At 52.2% G+C, this 17,553-nt stretch carries 15 protein-coding genes; 11 read left to right on the top strand and 4 right to left on the bottom strand.

The window, feature by feature from the left end:
• The first annotated feature begins 321 nt into the window (after positions 1-321).
• On the top strand, positions 322-663 hold the full coding sequence (locus R6U67_RS07145) for a zinc ribbon domain-containing protein (RefSeq protein WP_410251901.1): 342 nt from the start codon (positions 322-324) through the stop codon (positions 661-663).
• A gap of 18 nt (positions 664-681) precedes the next feature.
• Here the strand turns inward: R6U67_RS07145 and nblS are convergent, their stop codons facing one another.
• Positions 682-2,649, bottom strand: a complete 1,968-nt coding sequence (gene nblS / locus R6U67_RS07140; RefSeq protein ID WP_410251900.1) for a two-component system sensor histidine kinase NblS — start codon at positions 2,647-2,649, stop codon at positions 682-684.
• A 161-nt stretch (positions 2,650-2,810) separates the two neighbouring features.
• On the opposite strand from nblS, the gene hpnA reads away from it, so the two are divergent.
• Positions 2,811-3,839, top strand: a complete 1,029-nt coding sequence (gene hpnA / locus R6U67_RS07135; protein ID WP_410251899.1) for a hopanoid-associated sugar epimerase — start codon at positions 2,811-2,813, stop codon at positions 3,837-3,839.
• 36 nt (positions 3,840-3,875) lie between these two features.
• Here the strand turns inward: hpnA and R6U67_RS07130 are convergent, their stop codons facing one another.
• On the bottom strand, positions 3,876-5,825 hold the full coding sequence (locus R6U67_RS07130) for an ABC-F family ATP-binding cassette domain-containing protein (RefSeq protein WP_410251898.1): 1,950 nt from the start codon (positions 5,823-5,825) through the stop codon (positions 3,876-3,878).
• A gap of 170 nt (positions 5,826-5,995) precedes the next feature.
• Between R6U67_RS07130 and R6U67_RS07125 the strand changes: the two genes are divergently transcribed.
• The 8 genes from R6U67_RS07125 to phoU all read left to right on the top strand — a co-directional run bounded on the left by R6U67_RS07125 (position 5,996) and on the right by phoU (position 13,627).
• Positions 5,996-6,478 carry an ATP-binding protein gene (locus R6U67_RS07125; RefSeq protein ID WP_410251897.1) on the top strand — a complete coding sequence of 161 codons (483 nt, stop codon included), beginning with the start codon at positions 5,996-5,998 and terminating at the stop codon, positions 6,476-6,478.
• 173 nt (positions 6,479-6,651) lie between these two features.
• The gene (locus R6U67_RS07120) at positions 6,652-7,614 is read left to right on the top strand and encodes a GDP-mannose 4,6-dehydratase (RefSeq protein ID WP_410251896.1); all 963 of its coding nucleotides are present in this window, start codon (positions 6,652-6,654) and stop codon (positions 7,612-7,614) included.
• Positions 7,615-7,901: 287 nt separating this feature from the next.
• Positions 7,902-9,029, top strand: a complete 1,128-nt coding sequence (locus R6U67_RS07115) for a glycosyltransferase family 4 protein (RefSeq protein WP_410251902.1) — start codon at positions 7,902-7,904, stop codon at positions 9,027-9,029.
• Between the two features lie 94 nt (positions 9,030-9,123).
• Positions 9,124-9,567 carry a hypothetical protein gene (locus R6U67_RS07110; protein WP_410251895.1) on the top strand — a complete coding sequence of 148 codons (444 nt, stop codon included), beginning with the start codon at positions 9,124-9,126 and terminating at the stop codon, positions 9,565-9,567.
• A 76-nt stretch (positions 9,568-9,643) separates the two neighbouring features.
• The gene (locus R6U67_RS07105; RefSeq protein ID WP_410251894.1) at positions 9,644-10,405 is read left to right on the top strand and encodes a DsbA family protein; all 762 of its coding nucleotides are present in this window, start codon (positions 9,644-9,646) and stop codon (positions 10,403-10,405) included.
• A 243-nt stretch (positions 10,406-10,648) separates the two neighbouring features.
• Positions 10,649-11,401 carry a winged helix-turn-helix domain-containing protein gene (locus R6U67_RS07100; protein WP_087709386.1) on the top strand — a complete coding sequence of 251 codons (753 nt, stop codon included), beginning with the start codon at positions 10,649-10,651 and terminating at the stop codon, positions 11,399-11,401.
• Positions 11,402-11,494: 93 nt separating this feature from the next.
• Complete coding sequence (locus R6U67_RS07095; protein WP_410251893.1) at positions 11,495-12,796, top strand: sensor histidine kinase; 1,302 nt, start codon at positions 11,495-11,497, stop codon at positions 12,794-12,796.
• 168 nt (positions 12,797-12,964) lie between these two features.
• Positions 12,965-13,627: a phosphate signaling complex protein PhoU gene (gene phoU, locus R6U67_RS07090; RefSeq protein ID WP_068788180.1), complete on the top strand. Its 663-nt coding sequence runs from the start codon at positions 12,965-12,967 to the stop codon at positions 13,625-13,627.
• 72 nt (positions 13,628-13,699) lie between these two features.
• On the opposite strand, the gene proB is transcribed toward phoU, so the two are convergent.
• Positions 13,700-14,836 carry a glutamate 5-kinase gene (gene proB / locus R6U67_RS07085; RefSeq protein ID WP_410251892.1) on the bottom strand — a complete coding sequence of 379 codons (1,137 nt, stop codon included), beginning with the start codon at positions 14,834-14,836 and terminating at the stop codon, positions 13,700-13,702.
• Positions 14,837-14,928: 92 nt separating this feature from the next.
• Entirely contained in the window at positions 14,929-15,972 is a 1,044-nt protein-coding gene (locus R6U67_RS07080) for a bifunctional heptose 7-phosphate kinase/heptose 1-phosphate adenyltransferase (RefSeq protein WP_410251891.1), read from the bottom strand.
• Positions 15,973-16,151: 179 nt separating this feature from the next.
• On the opposite strand from R6U67_RS07080, the gene R6U67_RS07075 reads away from it, so the two are divergent.
• On the top strand, positions 16,152-17,553 hold a 1,402-nt coding region (locus tag R6U67_RS07075), incomplete at its 3' end, for a BCD family MFS transporter (RefSeq protein WP_410251890.1).

The following is a 17,553-nucleotide window of genomic DNA, read 5'->3' as shown; positions in this document are numbered from 1 at the left end:
GTCACGATTCAAGCCAGTGGCGGAGAACGGTATTTAAGCACCCAAATGTTTCAACCTCAATCCCTAGAAGCCGTCGTTCACTGACACCACTTATCATCTCTAGTTTCATGCTCTTGGGGCGACTCTGCCTCCCGATGGCAGGCGGCAGAGCCGCCTACAGTCCGTGTCACGGCTTCAGCCATGACACGAGGAATTTCTATTCCCTGTTCCCTGTTCCCTGTTCCCTGTTCCCTGTTCCCTATTCCCTATTCCCTGTTCCCTATTCCCTGTTCCCTCGCCACAGATGTAAAACTAGACTAAAGCTCAACATCCCTCCTCCCTATGTCTTCATGTCCTCGATGCCAGCAAACCGTACGCCATGATGCCGTCTCCTGTCCCCACTGTGGCTATGAACTCAAAGCCTTTGGTCATCCGGGGATTCCCCTCTATCGAGGCAATCCCGAGGAACCCCTCTGTTTAACCTGTACCTATCACCTCGATGATAGTTGCAACTTTCCTAAACGGCCCCACGCCCAAAGCTGTACCCTCTACCAGAACATCGACGAGCCGATTCTCACGCCAACGCCTCAACGAAAACTCGCACCTTGGTATCGCCGTAACCCAGCCCTCGTGGGATTTCTGGGTCTTCTAGCTATCAGTCTCATTCTGGCCTTAGCCAATTAGCCACTCGTGAGCGACGACCTACGATTCACGATTAACCGTCAGTTGGGGAGTTGCATCAATGGGAATGCTACCCGGTTGGCTGGACTCTTCCGCCACGGCTAAATCGAACCAGAAGGTTGTACCAACACCCACTTCACTGACTAAATTGACATTGGTGTGATGTTTATCGATGATGTTGCGGACAATTGATAGACCTAGTCCGGTTCCTTCTAGGGTATGAACCCGGTTTTCAACTCGGAAGAAGCGGTCAAAAATTGCCTCTCGATCTTCTTCCCCAATGCCGATTCCGGTATCCGCCACTTCCACTCGTACATAGCGTGTTTCCCCTTCCATGACGTGATGCTCTTCGGGTGCAACGGTGGAGAGAAGATAAGCTCGGACAATCACTTTTCCACCCGCTTCGGTGAATTTTAAGGCGTTACCAACTAAGTTGGCGAACACTTGTAAGAGGAGGTCGTAATGACCCAACACTGAAGGGAGTGAGTCTTCGACCTCTTGTTTGAGTTCAATTTCTTTATCTTTGGCATTCAATTGATAGGTTCGTAGGGTTTGTTCAATGGGTTGAACAATATCGAGGGGTTCAAGTCGGTAAATTCGGCAGGATTCGAGGCGGGATAAATCGAGAACATCGTTGACAAGACGAGTTAGGCGATCAGTTTCATGGTTGGCGGTTTCGAGGAATTCTCGCCGTTCGCGATCGCTCAAATCATCGCCATATTCATGGAGTGTCTCAATAAAGGATTTGATATTAAATAATGGAGTCCGTAGTTCGTGGGAAATGTTGCTAATAAACTGACTTTTAGCTTCATTTAACTCCACTTCTCGGGTAATATCTTGAACCGTAATGGCAATTCCTTTGACGTTTTCGCGTTCGCGATCTAAAACCGTTGTCACCAAAATACGAATCATGCGTTGAGTGGGTTCGCTAATGGAGATACGAAACTCACCACTATCCCGTTCCCCTTTCGCCATTTGATAGAGTGGCCGTGTTAGTTCTACTTGAATCGCGGCGGGGAAGGCGTGTAGAACATTAGTTCCAATTAGGGTTTGATCATCCCAGCCAAAGATGCGGCGGGCGGTGGGATTGACTAAGACCACGTGCATTTGATTGTCCAACAACACGGCTCCATCGGCAATGGTGGAGACGAGGGTTTCGAGTTTGGCTTTTTCGGCGGTGAGTTCTTCGATATTTTGTTCTTCATAGCGTTCGAGACGTTCAGCCATCTCGTTAAAACTCTCGATGAGTTCGCCTAATTCACCGCCGAAGGGTAAATCAACCCGTTGGCGAAAGTCCCCCGAGGCGATATTTTTCACCCCGACGAGGAGTTCCTTGATGGGGCGGGTAATGGTGAGGGCGTTGAACACCGCCCCTAGGATCACCATCACCCAAATCGAGACAAACACGGCGATGGTGACATCACGAGTTAACCCCGAAGAGGTGACGACGGTGGGGTTGGGGTTGATTCCGACGGCCATAATCCCTAAATGGCGATCGCCCTGAACCAAGGGAACAAAGACATCAGTCACTTGGCCGTTCGGGGTATTATGTTGACGGACAAAGGGCTGTTCCGATTGGCCGACTCCCTCGGGAAGTTGGATGCGTCGTTGAATCTGGAGGGAGTTCTGAACCGTGGCCTCAGAATAGGGAATCCCGAAGAAAATTTGCCCATCTTCATCGGCGTAGAGAATATAACGAACACTGGAGGTACGACTATAGAACTGACTGCTAAATCGGGCCAGTTCAGTTTTGTTGTCTTCGGCGATCAGTTGAGTGACGTTGGCCGCCAGGAGCAGCCCCAAATCGCGCCCGAAGCGGGTATCATTAAGCCGTGCATCCTGCTGAATTGTGTTGGTTGCCCAAAACGTCAAACCGCTCACAATCAACGATACGACGAGGGTTGCCGCCGCCATGAGTTTGGTCTGAAGGGTAAACTCCGACCACCAGTTTTTAATCATTTGGGCAATCTGTTGCAGTAGGGTCAGCAAGGTTGAGGTGTGGCACGTCACTAGGCATTTACGCTTCTATTCTGCCACGTCCGTGACCGTTGAGAGGTTTCCTGAAGGTTCAAGCGACCCGAATCGGCCAACCTAACCCTAGGATAAAGGGTTGCAGGGTTAAGCTAGTCAGTCTGTTGGAGGAGATGGCCGTGGTGACACAAGTTTTTGTAACGGGAGGAACGGGATTTATTGGGTCCCATGTGGTGCGATCGCTGCTAGAGTCCAATTATCGAGTTCGCGCCCTGGTTCGCCCCCAAAGTCGTTTAGATAACCTAGTCGGGTTGGATATTGAACAGGTGACGGGAGAGGTTAACAGCCCCGAGTTAGCCCAACAGATGCAGGGGTGTGATGCCGTCTGTCATGTGGCGGCCCACTATTCTCTCTGGCGACGCGATCGCCCCCGTCTGCATCAGGTGAATGTCTTGGGAACCCGTCAGGTTTTACAGGCGGCCCAAACTGCTGGCGTGGAACGGATTGTCTACACCAGTTCCGTGGCCGCCATTGGTGTTAAACCAGGGGGCCAGGTGGCCGATGAAACCTATCAAAGTCCTCCCCAGGGTCTCATTAGCGCGTATAAACAGTCCAAATACTGGGCCGAACAAGAGGCGATGCAGGCGATCGCCCGAGGACAGGATATCGTCATTGTTAACCCCAGTACACCGATTGGGCCACGAGACATCAAACCCACTCCCACGGGAGACATTATCCTGCGCTTTCTCCAACGACGGATGCCCGCCTATGTCAACACCGGCTTAAACTTTATCGATGTGCGCGATGTAGCCCGAGGTCATGTTTTGGCCTTGGAACGGGGCCAAACGGGAGAACGTTATATCCTAGGCCATCAAAATCTCAGCCTCAAAGCCTTTTTAGACAAACTTGCCCATCACACCGGTTTAAGCGCCCCCCGCTATACAGTTCCCCTCTGGCTACCGCTGGCGGTGGCCTGGATTGATGAAATCCTCTTAGCCAAACTGGGCAAATCTCCCTCAGTTCCCCTCGATGGGGTGAGAATGTCCGCCGAACCGATGTATTACGATGCCTCGAAAGCGGTACGAGACTTGGGCTTACCTCAGTCGAACTTGGATGATGCGATTGTCGCTGCGATCGATTGGTTTGAGGGAATCGGGAACAGGGAATCGGGAATCGGGAATCGGGAATCGGGAATCGGGGAGAAATAAGGTCGGGGGAATCCGCAAGTGGCCTGTCGGCTTCCGCTATTCTTGTTCCGCTAACTCCATCCAGCGAACCGTGGAGGTTTCAATCTGATGACTTAACTCCGCCAATTGGTGAGATAGGCTTTCTAGGGCCACATGGTCATCCGGGGGATTTTGATAGAGTTGGTTTTCGAGTTGGGCCTTGCGTTCCTCTAAATCGGGGATTTGTCCCTCCAACTGTTCGAGTTCTCGCTTCTCCTTATAGGATAACCCCGAGTTTGAACTGGACTTCGATGAGGATTTTGAGGCAGACTTCGCGGATGCTGTCGTCGAGGAGGAGGGTTTAGGAACATTGGCAGCCGACTCTTGCGCGGCTTTGGCGGCCCGTTCGGCTTCGAGTTGTTTGTAGTCGAGGTAAATGGAATAATTGCCAGGATATTGGCGAATCTGTGCGCCGGGTTCCATGGCGAAAATCTTGTTGACGGTGCGATCGAGAAAATAGCGATCGTGGGAGACAACGATCGCACACCCATTAAAGTCCTCTAAATACTCCTCCAATACCCCCAACGTTTGCACATCCAAATCATTGGTGGGTTCGTCCAAAATCAAGACATTGGGGGATGTCATTAACACCCGCAAGAGAAATAAACGCCGCTTTTCTCCCCCGGAGAGTTTATGTAACGGCACATATTGCTGACTAGAGGGAAAGAGAAACCTCTCCAACATTTGCGAGGCGGTGATAATACTGCCATCAGCGGTTTTAACGAGGGTGGCGTCTTCCTGAACATAGTCAATGACGCGCTGGTTTTGGTTGGCTGACTCGACTAAGTCTTCAGAGTGTTGATCGAAATAGCCAAAATGGATGGTTTCGCCAATTTCGACGGTTCCAGAATCGGGTTCGGTGCGCCCAGTAATGATATTCAGCAGGGTCGATTTGCCGGTTCCATTGCCACCAATAATTCCGACGCGATCTTGACGATCAAAGCTGTAGGTAAAGTCTTTAAACAGTTGGCGATCGCCGTACCCTTTCCCCACTCCTTCTAACTCAATCACTTTCTTGCCAATCCGTCGCGTGGGGGTAGAAATATTGACGTTTCCCACCTGTTGCTTAAATTCAACGTCTTGCATTCCTTCAATGCGTTGAATCCTAGCATTTTGCTTAGTACTCCGAGCCTTCGGTCCCTGTTTAAGCCATTCGAGTTCTCGCCGCAAAACCCCGGCGTGTTTGCGTTCTTGGCTGGCGGCTACTTCTTCGGCGAGGGCTTTTTTCTCTAAGTAATAGGAATAGTTCCCAGAGTAGGTATATAAATCTCCTCGATCTACTTCTAAAATACGGGTGGTCACTTGGTCGAGAAAGTAGCGATCGTGAGTGACCAAAACCAGGGCGGCGGGATAACGTTGTAGGTAAGTTTGTAGCCAATCGACAGATTCGGCATCGAGATGGTTGGTTGGTTCATCCATTAGCAACAAATCCGGTTCTGCTAATAGGGCCGCCGCCAAGGCGATGCGCTTGCGATAGCCTCCCGAGAGGGTTCCCACTTTGACCTCTAAATCCTCAATCCCTAATTTTGAGAGAATAATTTTGGCTTCGGTTTCCAAATCCCAAGCGTTAGCCGCATTCATTTCTTCGGTGATGCGGGTAAGTTGATTCATCAGGCGATTAAGTTCATCTCCTGACGCTTGAGAGAGATGATGAGACAGAGCCTCATAGTCACGAACAATCTGCATTTTAGAGCCACAATCGGAGAAGACTTGCTCTAAAACAGTATGATCGGGGTCAATATCGGGCTGTTGTGGTAGGTAAATGACCCGTTTGTTGCGGTTAACGAGGCGATCGCCCTCATTATAGGGTTCAATACCCGCGAGTATCTTGAGGAGGGTTGATTTTCCAGAGCCATTGGTTCCAATTAAACCAATTTTGTCTTGGGCATCGACGCTTAAGCTGGCATCCCGTAGAATCTCTTTGATACCAAAGTCTTTAGCAATAGATTTAAGGGTGATAATACTCATAAAATGTGAGGTAGTAACCGGTTAATGTCTGAGGTGAAGGTCAGAGAATTGTCTTTAAAATGTATTCTCAAAAATCTTATCGAACTTAACCAAACTTCATTATAATCGAAACTGGACAAGGATTTGCCCGTCGTGGCTCCCGAGAGCCTGCCTCGGGCCAGTCTAGGCCCTTGATCTTTCTCCAGGAGGGCGATCGCGCCGTGGGCAAAAGGCAAAGCCGGTTGACGGTAGCCAGTGATCTCAGCCTGATGATTCAGATTCAGCGCTGGTTTGAGGAGTTTTGTTTGCAGCAACCGAGACTGTCCCATTGGTCCGATAATCGTCTCTACTGTCTCAAGTTAGCCATTGCTGAGGGATTTAGTAATGCTGTCCGCCATGCACACCGTCATCGTCCTCCCGATACCCCGATTGAGATTCAACTCTCCCTAGAATGCGATCGCCTCGAAATCCGCATTTGGGATTTTGGCCAGCCGTTTAACCCGGAACAAGTCCCCGAACCTGAACCCGGAACCCTGCGTCAAGGGGGCTATGGCTGGTTCTTGTTACGACGACTGTGCGATCACGTTACCTACCACCGCGACTATTATGGACGCAATTGTCTACTCCTCGAACAAGGTATCGAGACTCCCTCTGACTCTCTCTCCTCAGATTAGCCTCTCCCTAGGTAATTTCCCGGAGAGGCGATCGCCGAGTTGAAGAACGAACTAGACGCGACTCGGTTACCGTCGCCCCCGACCGTCTCAACTGAGCCTCCAATCAATCCCTATATTGGTGGGCAATAGTGGTTAAACTACCATGATATGACAAGACGATCGCGAACCTTAAGATGAAAAAAGCACTAATTTGTGGAATTTCCGGGCAGGACGGCGCTTATCTGGCGAAGTTTCTCCTCGAACGAGGCTACGAGGTCTGTGGAACCTCCCGAGATGCCCAAATGTCCTCCTTCAGAAATCTCGTGGCCCTGGGGATTCGCGATCGCGTCAGCCTCTACTCCATGAGTCTGACCGACTTCCGTAGCGTCTTACAAGTCCTAGACAAAACCCAACCCAACGAAGTCTATAACCTCAGCGGTCAAAGTTCCGTCGGACTCTCCTTCGACCAACCCGTCGAAACCCTCGATAGCATTGCCACAGGAACCCTCAACCTCCTCGAAGTGATCCGCTTTATCGGCTCTCCCATCAAATTCTACAACGCCGGTTCTAGCGAATGCTTCGGCGATACCCAAGGCGCAGCCGCCGACGAACAAACCCCCTTCCGACCCCGCAGTCCCTACGGTGTCGCCAAAGCCGCCGCCTTCTGGGAAGTCGCCAACTACCGCGAGGCCTATGGACTCTTCGCCTGTTCCGGGATTCTCTACAACCATGAATCCCCCCTACGTCCCGAACGCTTCGTGACCCAAAAGATTGTCGCCACCGCCTGTCGTATCGCCCAAGGAAGCAACGAAACCCTCTATTTAGGCAAAACCAGTATTCAACGAGACTGGGGTTGGGCGCCCGAGTATATCCAAGCGATGTACTTGATGTTACAACAGGATATCGCCGAAGATTATGTTATCGCCACAGGATGCACCTATAGCTTGCAAGATTTCGTTGAAGCGGTGTTCGCTCATCTGGGACTGAACTCAAAAGACTGCGTCACCACCGATGAGAGTCTCTACCGGCCCACAGATATCGCCGTCAGTCGTGGGAACCCCGCTAAAGCCAAACGACAGATGAATTGGCAAGCTGAGTATGATATGCCCGAAGTCGCCCGGCTAATGGTCGAGGCCCGCTTGCAAGACTCCCCCTAATTGGGTCAACGCTCTCAGCTAACTGACGGCTAACTGACGGCTAACTGACGGCTAACGGAGTTGGCCCAAGTTGGCCCAATTGAGTCCAGACAAGGCAAGAGTTGAGAGTTGCTCTTTACCATTAGATGTTCTTATTGTCAAGGCAACTTGTTGATTTTCGATGGTTTCAATTGTTCATGTTCCGTTAAATTAGTATGACCCCCCATTCCCATTCCTCTGTTACCAACGATGTTACCAACGATGTTACCAACGATCGCACCGCCGAGCGATCGCTCCAACATCGCCAGATGCACTTATTTGTCTTCTTAGAAATTTTCTCCTGTGAAGGCGGGATTCAATCCTATGTCAAAGATGTCTTACGAGCCTACGAACGAGCCGCCGCTGAAAGTCCCAGCGGCCAACGAGCGGAGGTCTTGCTATTACGAGATGGAGTCGGCTGTGATAACCCCTTCGAGCGTTCAGATAGCGCCTATCTAAGCTTCCGTTACTTCAAATCCGCCTCATCCTGGTGGGGACGCTTCAAGTTATGTCAGGCGCTACTAGGACGACTATTACGCCAGCGGCCCGCTTCCGTCATCTGCGGCCATATCAAACTCGCTCCCCTGGTGCGCCTATTCTGTAAACCGTTGGGGATTCCCTATCGTGTCATGACCTATGGTAAGGAGATCTGGGACCCTCTGCCGGGTGGCTCCCGTAAGGCGCTGCAACAGGCCCAAGAACTCTGGACCATTAGCCGCTATAGCCGCGATCGCGCCTGTGAATCGAATCATCTTAACCCGCAACAGTTTCAAATGCTCCCCTGCGTCGTCAATGGGGAGATCTTCTCACCGGGGCCAAAACCACAGTATCTCATCGATCGCTATCACCTCGACCACAGCCGCGTCTTAATGACCGTGGCCCGATTATGGTCAGGAGATATCTACAAAGGGGTTGATGTGACCCTGCGGGCCTTACCGAAAATTCTCCACTACCACCCTGACGTTAAATATCTCATCATTGGCCGGGGCGACGATCGCCCGCGCCTCGAAAAACTGGCCCAAGACTTAGGCGTGGCGCAACAGGTGGTCTTTGCGGGATTTGTCGCCACCGAAGAACTCCCCGACCATTATCGTGTCGCCGATGCCTATGTGATGCCGTCTCAAGAAGGGTTTGGTATCGTATATTTAGAAGCTATGGCCACCGGGATTCCGGTGTTGTCCGGTCAGGGTGATGGTTCAGCGGACCCCTTGCAAGATGGTAAATTGGGATGGCAGGTTGCCCATCGAGACCCTGAGGCCGTAGCCGGGGCCTGTATTGAAATGCTACAAGGTGGCGATCGCCGCGTCGATGGTTCCTGGCTACGGGAAGAAACCCTGGCTCAATTCAGTGAAGGGGCGATCGCCCGCCGGTTGCAAACACTGATGGGCTTTCAATAGAGTGAAAAGCAGAGTGTGAAAGACGAGCGGTCAGTTCAGTATAGGGGAAACTCCCCCCTTGCCGCTGCCCCATGTCACCAGCAAGGAGGCTGTTGTGGATCCGAACGATTTTAAGGTAAAGGCAAATTTGAAACAGTTACAACTGTCGGGCCTGAGTTTTTGGCTGACGGTGTTGCTGGTTGTTAGTCTCCTGACGACCGTTGGCCTGGGTTGGGTCGTGCAATGGGTTTTTATTCTACTGGCCTCAATCCCCGTCTTGGCGATCGTTGCGGTTTTGGGCTTGCAATGGTGGATTCGACGTAAACTGGTTCAGGATCGCTGTCCCGTCTGTCAGTTTGAGTTTGTGGGCATTAAGGATGCGACGCTAAATTGTCCAAGTTGTGGCGAGACCCTTCAGGTGGTCGATGACCGATTTGAACGTAGCACCCCCGCCGGAACTATTGACGTACAAGCCACTGACGTGTCCGTTAAGACCCTGGATTCGTCGGTAATACCAAATCAGTCCAATCCGTCCTCCGAGGCAAATGACAGCGATTAGGAGGGCGATTCATGGCTCAGCGAACGACTGCTCATTCAAGCAATCCATTCAATCAATCCATTCAAGCAATCCATACATGAGGTGTACACAGGTGTTGAGACGTAAAGGGCTATCCCAATCTCTCGTGGGGTTGGTCATGGCCGGACTGCTGCTGGGTAGCTGTCAACAGTCGCCCCCGGCGGATTTAGAAACTCAGGTGCTAGAGATTCTGCGGGAGAACCCGGAGGTGATTTTAGAGTCGGTTCAGGCCTACCAGCAGCAACAACAACAATCTCAACAGAACTCTCGTAATGAGGTGGTGCAACAGATGCGCCAGTCTCCGGCGGAGTTTATTGGCGACTCTCCCCAGAAAGGGGCCGAGGCTCAAGAGATTGTGATGCTTGAGTTTTCTGACTTTCAATGTCCCTTTTGCGAGCAGGCCAGTGGAACGGTGACAGAGTTTATCGAGAAACATGGCGATCGCGTCACCTTAGTCTTTAAGCATCTCCCCCTCGTCTCAATTCACCCTCAAGCGCTCCCCGCCGCTCGCGCCTCCTGGGCGGCTCAACAACAGGGACAGTTTTGGGAGTATCGTAGCGCCCTGTTTGAGAATCAAGACCGTTTAGGGGATGCGCTCTATGTGGAGTTGGCTCAAGAGCTAAATCTGGATATGGAGCAATTTGAGGGCGATCGCACCAGTGACGCCTCCATTACAGCCGTTCAAACAGACTTGGAACTGGCCGATCAACTCGGATTAACCGGAACTCCCGCCTTTTTCATCAATGGAGAAGCCTTCACCGGCGCCGTCTCCCTCGAAGATATGGAATCTGTCCTCGAACAAGTTACCGCCCAACAGTAGCCTCTGGAGCCTCTGGGGTCACTTCGAGGCCCACTTGCGTCACGAAACACTGAAGTTTCACTTTTCCTTAATCTAAGACCAAAAACACGGCTATCTCTTGCCAGTCAAGCGATTGCGCGATTTAATTTTCCTAAAAACGCCCCTAGAGACCTCAATACAGATTAAGGTGTATTTGTCAAGATGTGTCTTCTGGGGGCAAAGTGATATATGAATAAGGTGTCTCAGAATACCTTAAACCCAGTTATGCTCTCTATTGAGTCGAGACCCTATACCGATGCGCCACAACTCGGTCAAACTCAGCGTGTTCTCATCGTCGAAGACGAACACCTGATCCGAGAAATGGTGACCTTAGCCTTAGAAGATGAAGGCTACCAGGTGCAGATGGCGATCGATGGGCAAACGGCCCTCACCTTTTTGAGCGATCCACAGCTCCAACCGGGCGAGTTTCCTTTCGATCTGATCATCCTAGACCTGATGCTCCCTCAGGTGAATGGCCTCGATCTGTGTCGATTGTTACGACAACAGGGAAATCCCGTACCAATTTTAATCCTCAGCGCCAAAGGGAGCGAAACCGATCGCGTCCTCGGCCTGGAAGTCGGCGCCGATGATTACCTGACCAAACCCTTCAGTATGCGGGAGTTGGTGGCTCGTTGTCGCGCCCTGTTGCGTCGCAATCACTACAACATCGTCAACAAGCCGCTGCGGTTTGAATTTGGGGATATCATCCTCTATCCTCAACAATGTCGCGTTTTAGTGCGCGGTGAAGAGATCAATCTAGCGCCGAAAGAGTTTCGGCTATTGGAACTGTTTATGAAATCCCCGCGCCGAGTTTGGTCCCGAGAACAACTGCTCGATCGCGTCTGGGGTTTTGATTTCGTCGGCGACAGTAAAACCGTCGATGTCCATATCCGTTGGTTGCGCGAAAAACTCGAAGCCGATCCAAGTCATCCTCAATACATCATCACGGTACGGGGCTTTGGTTATCGCTTGGGGTGAATCGCTTGGGTTAAGATGCAATTATGATCTAGGAATGCCTCGACTATCGAGGAACGCGGAAGACAGCCCAAACTGCTGGGTGAGGAGTCAATCATGGAGGCGGTGGCATTTCTAGTGGGATTAGCCGTCGGGGCTGGGGCGATCGCCTGGCAGGCCCGGCGACAACGGCATTATTGGCAACGATTACTGAGCCAGGTTCCGGCTGAGGTGACGCAAAAGGATTTGTCAGTCCAGTCGCAAATGCGGCAAGCCCTCACCCACCTCAGTCATTGCAAAGCCGAGGCTGAGGCTCAGTTAGTGATGTATGAGCAGGTGCTAGAGTTGGCGCCAATTGGCTATGTTCAAGTGGATGCAGAAAACCATCCCCTGATTTTTAACCAGGAAGCTCGTTCGCTGCTGAAAGTCTCGGATTGGCGTCCTGGGGGCGATCGCCTGTTTTTGGAGGTGGTTCGCTCCTATGAGTTGGATTTATTGATTCAGCAGACTCGCTATCAACAACAGTCCTATCACCGGGAATGGCAGTTTTTTCCTCACGCCACCGATGCCGATGAAATTATCAGCCAAAATCCCCAAACCCTGAAAGCCTATAGCCTACCGTTGCCCGATGGCGATGTGGGGGTGTTTGTGGAGAATCGTCAAGTTCTCTTGGAGTTAACCCAATCCCGCGATCGCTGGATGTCGGATCTCGCTCATGAACTACGAACTCCCCTCACCTCCATTCAGCTCGTCGTCGAAACCCTCGTCGAGCGCCTAGACGGACCCATGAGAGGCTGGGTGGAACGATTACTCCCAGAAACCCAACGGCTCGTCTCATTGGTACAGGATTGGCTGGAATTAAGCCATATTGAACGTCAAGGAACTCTGACAACTGAAGCGATCCATCTCCAGGATTTAATTGAGTCAGTTTGGCAAACCTTAGATCCCTTAGCGCACCAGAAATCGGTTTATTTCAGTTATCGTCAATCCGGTGAGTTCGCCCAACCCTTAGCCGTGGAGGGGGATAATTCTCGCTTATATCGGGTCTTTTTGAATCTATTAGATAATGCAATCCGCTATAGTCCCCCAGGGGGAACCATTCAGGTGCAAGCTCAGCGAATCTCTCGATCGCAGCAAGGCGATCGCGTGCAGATCCAAGTCATCGACGAAGGGAGTGGCTTCGCCGTAGCGGATTTACCTCATGTCTTTGAACGACTGTATCGTGGTGATCCCGGACGAGGGCGCAATCCCGAGGCAGATCCCAACGTTACCTCACCCACCTCGACTGGGAGTGGCTTGGGGTTGGCGATCGTCAAACAAATTATTTTGGCCCATAACGGAACCATTCACGCCGATAATCACCCCAAAACCGGCGGCGCTTGCTTAACCCTTGAACTTCCTGCAGCGACTCTTTCCTGAAGAGGAGTCTTGCCCCTCAAGGGGAGGTAAAGCGATCGTAAACCTCGGATTAAATCTCAGAAGAATTACCGAATTTCACGATAAAAGCCCCTAAAGTTTGCTCCCATTTTGAGAAACTTGTCTCACAATAGGAGAGAAACTATAGGAGCAAGCGCGATAGTGCAACGGGTGAACACCTCTAAACTCAATTCCAGTCGTCAACATTTTGAACGAGAACTCAAACGCCTACGCCAAGATGTCTTGCGCATGGGCGCTCTCGTGGAAAATTCCTGTCGTCTTAGTCATCAAGCATTGTTTAATCGGGATCTCGCGGCCGCCGAAGCGCTGCGCCCCCTCGACAAACAGATTGACCGCTTCTACCGTCAGATTGAATCCGATAGTATTATCTTGCTGACCTTGCAAGGACCTGTGGCCCAAGATTGCCGCGTCTTAGGAGCATTTATGCAGCTTGTACGCGATCTCGAACGAATTGGCGATTATGCGAAGGATTTAGGGGAGATCGCCGTCAAGTTGTTTCCCTACACGGCCCTCGACTGTATGCCGGATGTGGAGCGGATGTCCCATGAAACCCAAGCCATGTTAGGGATGAGTTTAATGGCTCTGGTGAATCTCAATCCCGAAGCCGGCAATCAGATGAAGGAGAAGGACACCACCGTCGATGATGCCTATGATCGTCTCTATCGTCATCTGGCCAGCCAATCGAACTATCGAGGGGTGTTAGAGCCAGTCTTGCTGGTGACGTTGGCGATTCGTCATCTTGAACGCATGGCAGATCACGCGACCAATATCGGACAACGTGTGACTTATATTGTGACGGGGCGGCGGGGTTAGGGGGGAAGAGGCAAGAGGCAAGAGGCAAGAGGCAAGAGGCAAGAGGCAAGAGGGAACTGTTCACGGTCAATGTCAACGGTCAATGGTTAACGGTTCTCTGGGGTCATTGTTGAGAACGAGGTTGTCGCGGTGAATGACGGTTTCGGGACTGCGATCGCCCAAAATATCAGCGATTTGCTCCGACTGGGCGCCGCAGATTTTCTCTAAATCGTCGCTCTTGTAGTTGACAATGCCTCGCCCAAGTTCCTGGCCGCGCTCATCACAGAGAATGACCGCATCGCTGGCCTGAAACTTGCCCCGAACCGCCGTTAACCCCGCCGCCAGTAAGGATTTGCCGCCCTGACAAATGGCGTGAACCGCACCGCGATCGAGCAACAATTGACCCTGGGGGACTAGGCCAAAGGCAATCCAACGTTTTCGGGCGTTTTCGGGTTTGGCTTGGGCCACAAATTGGGTGCCGAGATCTGCTCCGTCTAAAATCGCTGCTACATTTTCCGGGGTTTTGCCAGCCGTAATCACGGTCCGCACCCCACTATCGCTGGCAATTCGGGCAGCGGTAATTTTGGTTTGCATTCCCCCCGTTCCCCAAGCACTCCCGGCATGACCAATATCTAGGTTCAAAAGGTCATCGACATGGTTGACTTTTGCGATGGGTTGTGCATTCGGATTCCGATTAGGATCGGCCGAATACAGGCGATCGACATCAGTGAGTAAAAACAGCCAATCGGCTTCAACCAGGCTGGCCACCAGGGCGCTGAGGGTATCGTTGTCGCCGAATTTAAGTTCCTCAGTGGCGATCGTATCGTTTTCATTGACGATGGGAATTACCCCGAGTTTTAGAAGTTCTTGAAAGGTGTTATAAGCGTTGACATAACTACTACGTTGCACCAAGTCTTTACGAGTGAGAAGAACTTGAGCAATGGGCTGTTGCAAACTGGTAAATAAGTCATCATAAACTCGCATCAAGCGTCCTTGGCCGACGGCGGCCACGGCTTGTTTGGTGGCTAAACGACGGGGGCGATCGCTCAACCCCAGTCGCGCACAGCCAACCCCCACCGCACCGGAGGAGACAAGAATCAGTCGATGACCGTGGCGACGCAGTTGGGTCAGGGTTTCGACTAAACGAGCTAAGGTCGATAGGGCGAGATCGCCACGATCGGGTTGAGTCAGGCTAGAGGTACCAATTTTGACGACAAGGGTTTGAGGCATGGGGAGAGAAGGCAAGAGGCAAGAGGCAAGAGGCAATAGGGGGAAAGATGTGGGAGAGGGGGAAAGATGTGGGAGCGATCGGGAATTGTCGATTAACAGTTGGCGATTAACTGAGTTAGGGCCTCTTTCATCTCCTCAATGGTGGTGGTGGCGGTTCCGAATTGGCGCACCACGAGACTGGCGGCGAGATTCCCGAGAACGACGGCTTCCCAAAGTGATGCACCGCTGGCCAGGGCTAGGGTTAGGGCAGCGACAACCGTATCTCCGGCTCCGGTGACGTCGAACACATCAGTGCGATTGAAGGCGGGAATCTGCTCAATGGTTCCTGAACGCTCGAAGAGGGTCATGCCATCTCCTCCTCGGGTAATGAGGATAGCCTGGGCTTGAGTGCGCTCTAACAGGTCGCTTCCGGCTTGTTTGAGGCTGCGATCGCCTTCGATCGCATAGCCGACTTCTAACTCGGCTTCCGGGAGATTGGGAGTAAACAGTGTCGCCCTTTGATAGCGACCGAGTTGGCTTTGAGTATCGACAATGGTGCGATCGCCGTTTAAGGCACTTTGAATCACTTTGGGGGTCAGAACACCATCCCCATAGTCGGAACAGACCACAGCAGCCACCGTTGAGGCCTGTTGAGCGATATAGTCGGCTAGGTGCTGCTGTAAGGCCGGTTGAGGGAGGGCATCGGATTTGCGATCGAGTCGTAGCACCTGCTGGGTAACTGACTGCCGTGCATGGGCCGAAATGCGGGTTTTGGTGACTGTGGGGCGATCGCGATCGATGAAAATACCCGTGGTATCGATGCCCGCTTCTTGAAAAATTTGAATCAGGGCCTGGCCTTGTTCGTCATGTCCCACCAAACCAGCGACAGAAATCTGGCCCCCCAGTTTCGCCAAATTGTAAACCGCGTTCGCGCCCCCTCCAGGGACGCGCCGAGTGGATTCATGGCGGATAATGGGAACCGGGGCTTCTCGGGAGATGCGCTCAACCTCCCCAGTGATGAACTCATCGAGGGTTAAATCGCCCACCACGAGAATTTGGGCGTTGCGGAATTGGTCGAGGCGTTGTAGGAGTTGGGGTTCGGCTTCTCGTAGGCGATCGTGGAACCGCTGGGCCTGGGGGAAATTGGCATCAATCATGGACGAGTAACCGGTGACGACACAGAAGAGCAACAAAGGGCAAATCAGCCCCATCGATTATTCCATATCTGTTGGCGATCAGTCTCCCAGCCAGCCGGCCCAATTCAGGACTCGCTGAAAATCCCCAACAATCCACTACACTGAAAAACACTAGACGCAGACCCGCTTTACCTTTCGCTATGGACACTCGCGATCGCCCTGACACCGACCTCCAACCCACCCCCCAACCCCGACCCAGAATTGGCCTGGCCACCATGTTCCGGCTGGGACTGTTCCAGATGGGACTCGGGATGATGTCCCTGCTAACCCTCGGCATCGTCAACCGTCTGGCCATCGATGAACTGCGCGTTCCGGCCCTCATTGCCACCGGGGCGATCGCCATGGAACGGCTCGTCTCCCCGGCCCGCGTCTTCTTCGGGCAACTGTCCGACTCCAAACCCCTCTTCGGACTCCATCGCAGCGGCTACGTCTGGATTGGCGCCATCCTCTTCACCAGCCTCTCCTTCATCACCGTACAAGTCCTCTGGCAACTGGGGTTAAGCCTACAAGTCAACGGTATGGCTGGCCCCACCTACGGCTGGGCCGCCCTATTTGGCGGCTGTTTCATCCTCTATGGCCTGTCCATTAGTGCCAGTTCCACCCCCTTCGCCGCCATGCTGGTGGACATCTCCGACGAAGACCATCGCTCAAAACTCATTGGCGTCGTTTGGTCTATGCTCATGGTGGGCATCATCGCCGGTGCAATTATCGGCGGCAGTCTTCTCAATCAGCCCGATTTAGCCAACAGTGCCGGGGAACAGGTGGATATCGCCAGCCTCAGTCCCATCGTCAACCGCGTCTTTATCATTGTTCCCCTACTCGTCTTGAGTCTGTGCTTCCTAGCTACCGTCGGCGTCGAGAAAAAATACTCCCGCTACAGTCAACGCTCGAGTCTTAGCAACTCCGAAGATCGCGTCACCCTAGGAACCGCCATTCGTGTTCTCACCGCCAGTCGTCAAACAGGGTTTTTCTTTAGTTTCCTGTTGCTGCTGACGATTAGCCTGTTTATGCACGAAGTCGTCATCGAACCCTATGGCGGACAAGTCTTCGGCATGAGCCTATCAGAAACCACCCAACTGAATGTCTTTTTCGGACTTGGCACGCTCATTGGCATTTCGAGTACCGGCTTTTTGGTTGTTCCCCGTTTAGGGAAAGAACGCACTACGAAATATGGTTGTATTGGGGCCTCGGTTTGCGCCTTATTGTTCATCGTTGCCGGTGTGGGCCAGCGGGTGGAGTTACTGCAAGCCGCATTCCTGTTTTATGGACTCTTCGCTGGAACTCTCACTGCCGGAGCTACCAGTTTAATGTTAGATTTAACGGTGGCTGAAACCGCTGGGACGTTTATCGGTGCTTGGGGACTGGCTCAAGCGATGGCGCGGGGGATTTCGACGATTTTCAGTGGTGGCGTGTTGAATCTGGGAACGTTGCTTTTTGACTCGCCGCTGTTGGCCTATGGCTCGGTGTTTTTGTTGCAATCTTTGGGGTTGTTACTGGCGTTATTTCTCTTGAAACGCATTAACATTAAAGAGTTTCAGGTGA

Origin of the sequence: Sodalinema sp., from assembly GCF_046483825.1 — a bacterium.
Lineage (GTDB): Bacteria > Cyanobacteriota > Cyanobacteriia > Cyanobacteriales > Geitlerinemataceae > Sodalinema.
Note: the sequence above shows the minus strand (reverse complement) of the source record. Positions and strands in the feature narration are given on the sequence as shown.